Raw genomic sequence first — 5,976 nt, forward strand, 5'->3', positions numbered from 1 at the left:
GAGCGTTTCTATCGTGTTGATAAAGCACGCTCACGCGATACTGGGGGCAGTGGCTTAGGGTTAGCGATTGTTAAACATGCGCTTAGTCACCATGATTCACATTTAGAAATTCAAAGTGAAGTGGGTGTTGGTAGCCGATTCCATTTCACGCTGCCTAGCCGATTGACAGTGTCATGAGTTCCTTAATACGCCGGATGCGTTTCCCCATCAGTTCATTATTAGCATTAGCTTTGGTTACCCCTGTTCATGCCGAGCAAAGTGTCGATTCTCTTCCTGATTATTCTAAGGTTCCGGGTATTTCTGGCAGCTTGTTGTCTGTCGGTTCCGATACCTTAGCGGGAATGACAACGTTATGGGTTGAAGAGTTTAAGTCTTACTACCCGAACGTGAATGCTCAAGTTCAGGCTTCTGGTTCATCCACTGCACCTCCTGCATTAACGGAAGGTACTGCTCACCTTGGGCCTATGAGTCGTCCAATGCGCCTACGAGAAGTGGAAGCGTTCGAAAGGGAGCATGGCTATAAGCCGACGGCGCTTCGAGTTGCTATCGATGCGATTGGTCTTTTTGTGCATCGTGATAACTCTATCGAGGGACTTAATTTTCGCGAAATTGACAGCATATTTTCAGAGACATTGCGCTGTGGCGCGACTAAGCCGCTAAACAATTGGCAAGATTTAGGTATCAGCCAGCCGTGGGCAAAACATAGATTCCAACTGTTCGGTCGTAATTCCGTTTCGGGAACCTACGGCTACTTCAAACAAAACGCATTATGTAGTGGCGACTTCAAGAACCGAGTCAATGAACAGCCAGGATCTGCGTCGGTTGTACAGTCGGTCGCTTCATCAATCAGCGGGATAGGGTACTCAGGTATTGGTTATCGAGTGGCTGGTGTTAAGTTAATTCCTATTGCTGAGCATGGTTCTGATTACGTAGAGCCTACTCGAGCGAATATTTTAAGCGGAGATTACCCTCTATCGCGCTTTCTCTATGTATATGTGAATAAACACCCAGATAAACCGCTTTCTCCTGTAGAGAGAGAGTTCCTCACTTTTGTATTCTCGAAGCAAGGGCAAGAACTGGTAGAGAAAGATGGCTATTTAGCGATACCGCCTGAGTTCGCAGAGCAAGAGTTGGCAAAAGTCGGGCTCTGATTGAGGCTAACACAAACTTAGAAAACAAACGTATGAACAGCTTGCTAAGTCGCAGGCTGTTTTTATTTTGACTGTTCGTTATTCTATCTTTAACGACCATCCAGCATTTTGCCAACGTTGTTGTTCTTCTTTGAGTTCATATTCAAGCAGTTGGTTTTGGGCCAACCAATCGCTGTTAGATCCTTTCAATCCCCAGTTATCCTCTTGTTCAATCGTTAGAGTCGTGTCTGGGACTAGTGCTTGATTTCTCTGACGATTGAGTAAGATAGCGAGTCTTAATATGCGAATTAGTAGCGTTATTTGTTGTGGAGAAAATAGAGACAGTTCCGGCAAGTCTTGCCGCTTAATCGCTTTTCTTTGGTGGCGAACCAATGTCGAGATAAGACGTTGTTGCTCAGTATTGAAACCGGGCATTGTCGTGTGCTTAAGCAGATAAGCCGAATGGCGGTGATAGCCTTGGAATGCGATGCTTTGCCCTACCTCATGAAGTAGTGCAGCCCAACCAACTAGATCATACAGCTCATTAGTGACCATAGTCGTTACTTGAGGCTGCACTTGTTTCAGTAATGCAAGGGCGAGTTCTTTGACTCTCTGGCCATGAGCTAAGTCAACATGGTATCGAGAGACGAGCGTTTCGGCAGTTCTTGTTCGAACATCAATATCTTTAAACCTATCCTCCATGTCATAAAGAACGCCTTCTCTCAGGGCGCCATCAGAAAAATGTAACTCCTTTATGTCTAGCGTATCCATGGCTGCTGAAAGAATGATGACGCCAGCAGCAAACACCGGCTTTCTCTCATCACTTAAACCTGAAAGGTCTAAGGTTTTGGATGATGAAAACTCACATAAGTGATTTTTCAAATAGGACAGACGTTGCGGCGTAATGAGACCATCGGTAAAGCCTAAACCAATGAGTACCTCTTTTATTGACTTAGTCGTCCCTGATGAGCCAAAGGCGATTTCCCAAGGCGCCTTTGTATATTCTTCAATCAATGGCATCAATAGACGAGTAGCCGCGGTATAAGCATCTGAGAAGTGTTGTGAGGTTAGCTCTCCGTCAGCAAAGAAGTGTTGAGTGAAGCTGACGCATCCCATAGGTAAACTGCGCATAATTAGGGGCGTAAAGCCTTGCCCTGCGACGAGTTCCGTACTCCCTCCACCGATATCAATAACCAATTTAGATTCAGAAGCGGTTTGAGTGTGTTCTACACCGTTATAGATTATTCGAGCTTCTTCTTGACCTGAAATGATCTCTATTGGAAAAGGAAACAGTGGTTTGGCTTGCTCTAAGAAGTCTTGAGCGTTTTTGGCTTTTCTTAGGGTATGAGTCGCAACAACTCTTACATCATCAAGTTCAAAATCCGCTAGTCGTTCTGCGAACACTTTGAGGCACTCCAAGCCTCGCTCGATAGCACTTTCGGATAAGAAGTTAAACTCATCCAACCCATCACCTAATCTCACTTTCTGTTTGTGTCTGCTGACTAATTGCAGGTGTTGTTCGAATACTCGGGCAACCACCATATGAAAACTGTTCGAACCCAAGTCGATAGCGGCAATACATCGAGAATGTTTGTTATCAATTAGCGGCATGATTTCTTCTCTTGTTTGTACTTCTTGCGAGCAAGTTTCTCCATACGTTTAATATAGTGGTAAGTGGAGAGTTGTGACGTCGGGTAATCGAGTGGGTTTGTTGGAGCTTGTATGTAAGGATTGCTCATCGATTGGTCTAGCACTCGAGCTTTGTTGCTGTCATCGAAATGAAACTCGGTGATATCGATAATGGTTTGCTTGATCTTTGGATCTAAAATTGGAGTGGCGACTTCGATGCGGTGATCGAAGTTTCGTGTCATCCAGTCGGCAGAGGAGATATAGACTTTTGGATTACCAGCGTTACCAAAGATCATCACTCTTGGGTGTTCGAGAAAACGATCGACCACACTAACAATCTCAATCTGCTCACTGATGTTGGAGACTCCCGGTACGAGAGAGCACATACCACGAATGACCATTCTCACTTTTACATTGGCTTGGCTGGCCTGATAGAGCTTCTCAATGATCTCTCGGTCGACCAAATTGTTGAGTTTTAGAGTGATGCTTGCAGGCTTGCTCTCTATCGCGTTTTGTATTTCATTATCTATCAACTGATACAGGCGTTTTCTTGTATTCTTTGGTGACACAATCAGTTGTTTGAACTGTGATTTTTGATAAGGGTTTTCAATATACTTAAAGACTTGTCTCACCTCTTGGGTCAAATCTTCATTCGCAGTGAGCAGAGAAAAATCGGTATACACGCGCGCTGTTACTTCATGAAAGTTACCGGTGCCAATATGAGCGTAATGCGCCGTATGCTTGCCTTCTTTCCGTTTAATGAGCAGAAGCTTAGAGTGAATTTTCAAACTTGGGATGCCATGGATGACTTTTATACCGGCTTCTTGAAGTTTCTTGGTCCACTGAATATTGGCTTGTTCATCAAAGCGGGCTTGTAGCTCAACGACGACAGTTACTTTCTTACCATTGTGTGCAGCATCGATGATCGAGCTAAGGAGCTTTGAGCCTTCTGCAACACGGTAAACGTTTATTTTTATGGAGGTTACCTTCGGGTCAAAGGAGGCTTGCCTCACGAGTTCAGTGATGTGATTAAAGGTGTGATAAGGGTAATGCAACAAGATGTCACGAGCTTTGATCGCTTCGAAATAGTTTGGGTAGTGGCTGAAATGCGCACACTTAATCGCGGGAAGTGGGCGATTAACTAAATCACGCCTATTAAGGCTTGGAAATTCGCAGAAATGCTTGAAGTTATGATAGCGACCACCCGCAATGACACTGTCATAGTCAGACAGCTTAAGTCTGACTTGCAAGAAATTGAGCATTTCAGCTGGCATTTCTGACTCATAGATAAGGCGTATCGGTAGTGCCGTTAAGCGCTGTTCTAAACCTAAAGACATCGATTCTAATAGGTTACTTTCATTGTTCTCTTGAAGATCATAATCGGCATCACGCGTCATTTTTATCGCAAAACAACGTAATGAGTCATACTCAAAGAATCCTTTAAGCAAGTCATCTAAACAAAATCGAACTATATTATCTAACAAGATCAAAGTTGTACGCTGTGAACCAGAAGTGTCTGGTAACTTAACAAACCGAGGGAGGGCTTCTGATGGGATTTCGAGTAAGACATATTGAGAAGATGTCTCTCGCTCAATGTCGATGGCTAAGTAACTTTGCTCGTCTTTGATAATATTGAGCAACTGGCTATCTTCGTTCAAGAGAAACGGAGTTAAATGTGGCAGCACTTTTTTCTTAAAGTACTTTTTGATCCACTCACTCTGTTCTTCGCTGATTTGTTGTTCGTTGACCAGAAAAATACGATTGCGTGCCAGTTCCAATAGTAAGTCGCTATACAGCTCATAGAATTGAGCGTCGAGCTTACTTGCTTGGCTCTGCATTTGAGTTAGCAGGGTTTTCTGCGAGTTGGCAGGTAATTGAGGATCTTGAAGTAAGATCTTTCGTTTCACATCAGCAAATCGGACTTTGTAAAACTCATCGAGGTTTTTCGAGTAAATACCTAAAAAACGAACTCTTTCGATTAAGGGGACTGATTTGTCGGCTGCTTCTTGGAGCACTCTTTCGTTGAAGGATAACCAGCTAAGTTCTTTTGTGACATAGTCTTTTTCCATCGAGATGATAATCCTTGAGTGCTGGCTATAGAGCTGGTTACTTTAATTTAGAATGACAAGATTCACAAAATCTATGATCTTACTTTAAGAAATATGGTCAACAAACTTGTTATTAGTTTCAGTTGTTTAACGTAACTTGTAATATAATTGTCATCTAACGTACATATTATGTCAGTAGCTAAAAAAAGGTAGATAAACAGATGGCTTCAGCCCAATTTTCATTGAAAGAGCGCGACAAAAAAAGATGGTTGAAAGATCGTCTCGTCCGTTTTTCGGTGACATGTGGCGCGGTCAGTGTTCTAGCTGCTCTGGTGCTGATCTTTGTTTACTTGGCGATGGTCATTTTACCGGTATTTTCTGATACTGGTTTAGATACTGACCAAGCCGTGAAGACCGTAGCCATAGAAAAGCCTATCGCCTTATCCGTGGATGAATACGGTCAGCATGCGTTTACTATCGAAAAATCCGGCTTGGTGCAGTTTTGGGATTTAGAGTCTCAAAATACACATTCTTACTTTGAGCGTAATGTTTTAGCTAACCCCATCGCTTTTTCTCGAAATACCCCATCTGAAAACTGGTTTGCCTTTGCTGATAGCGCAAGCAACCTTACTTTTTTCTACCCTGAGTATAGTGCGCCTGTGCTGCAAAAGGGCAGTGAAGCCGAACCTAAAATTGAGCAAATCGATCTCCCGGAACCGTTTTTAAATGATGAATCATCAAACGGAACAACAATCGAAAAATTTGCGTTCTCTAAGAATGGACGTGGTATCACGGTTGCCGCTCAGCTAAGCGATCAACGAGTTTTGGTTAAGTGGTACCAGAGTGATCTTACTGGTCAGTATGTTTTTCAGAAGAGTCAATGGCTGTCGGATAAGTTGGGTTTACAGCAACAGTTGTTAGTCACGCCTGATGGCCAAACTTTATATCTTCGAGCACAATCGGATTTAGTTGTATTGAAGTTATCCGATAGCGGCTTCAATGTTCGTGAAGTGATTGATCTTAGCTTAAATGATGCGAAGCACTCGGTGAAAAGTATCGATTTACTGTCTGGAGCTTATTCACTGTTGGTTACGCATGAGGACGGACAGGTTTCTCAGTGGTTCGATGTACTCAAAGATGAAAAGCGTAGCCTGACCCATATTCGCGAC

4 protein-coding genes and 1 pseudogene are annotated in these 5,976 nt (G+C 43.3%); 3 read left to right on the forward strand and 2 right to left on the reverse strand.

All coding sequences use genetic code 11. The features are described 5' to 3' along the window. A partial coding sequence (locus tag AB4653_RS20115) for an ATP-binding protein (protein ID WP_372105155.1) occupies positions 1–177 on the forward strand: 177 nt, incomplete at its 5' end. 17 nt (positions 178–194) lie between these two features. After that, positions 195–1,151, forward strand: coding sequence for a PstS family phosphate ABC transporter substrate-binding protein (locus tag AB4653_RS20120; RefSeq protein WP_009848264.1), 957 nt, complete (start codon positions 195–197; stop codon positions 1,149–1,151). 78 nt (positions 1,152–1,229) lie between these two features. On the opposite strand, the gene ppx is transcribed toward AB4653_RS20120, so the two are convergent. After that, complete coding sequence (gene ppx / locus AB4653_RS20125) at positions 1,230–2,741, reverse strand: exopolyphosphatase (RefSeq protein ID WP_009848265.1); 1,512 nt, start codon at positions 2,739–2,741, stop codon at positions 1,230–1,232. Then, the gene (ppk1, locus tag AB4653_RS20130) at positions 2,732–4,828 is read right to left on the reverse strand and encodes a polyphosphate kinase 1 (protein WP_102258223.1); all 2,097 of its coding nucleotides are present in this window, start codon (positions 4,826–4,828) and stop codon (positions 2,732–2,734) included. Before ppk1 ends, ppx begins: the two co-directional genes overlap by 10 nt. Before the next feature lie 200 nt (positions 4,829–5,028). Between ppk1 and AB4653_RS20135 the strand changes: the two are divergent. Next, a pseudogene (locus AB4653_RS20135) lies at positions 5,029–5,976 on the forward strand (phosphate ABC transporter permease); the annotation flags it as partial.

This window comes from Vibrio sp. 10N.222.48.A3 (assembly GCF_041475345.1).
GTDB classification, from domain to species: domain Bacteria; phylum Pseudomonadota; class Gammaproteobacteria; order Enterobacterales; family Vibrionaceae; genus Vibrio; species Vibrio tasmaniensis_A.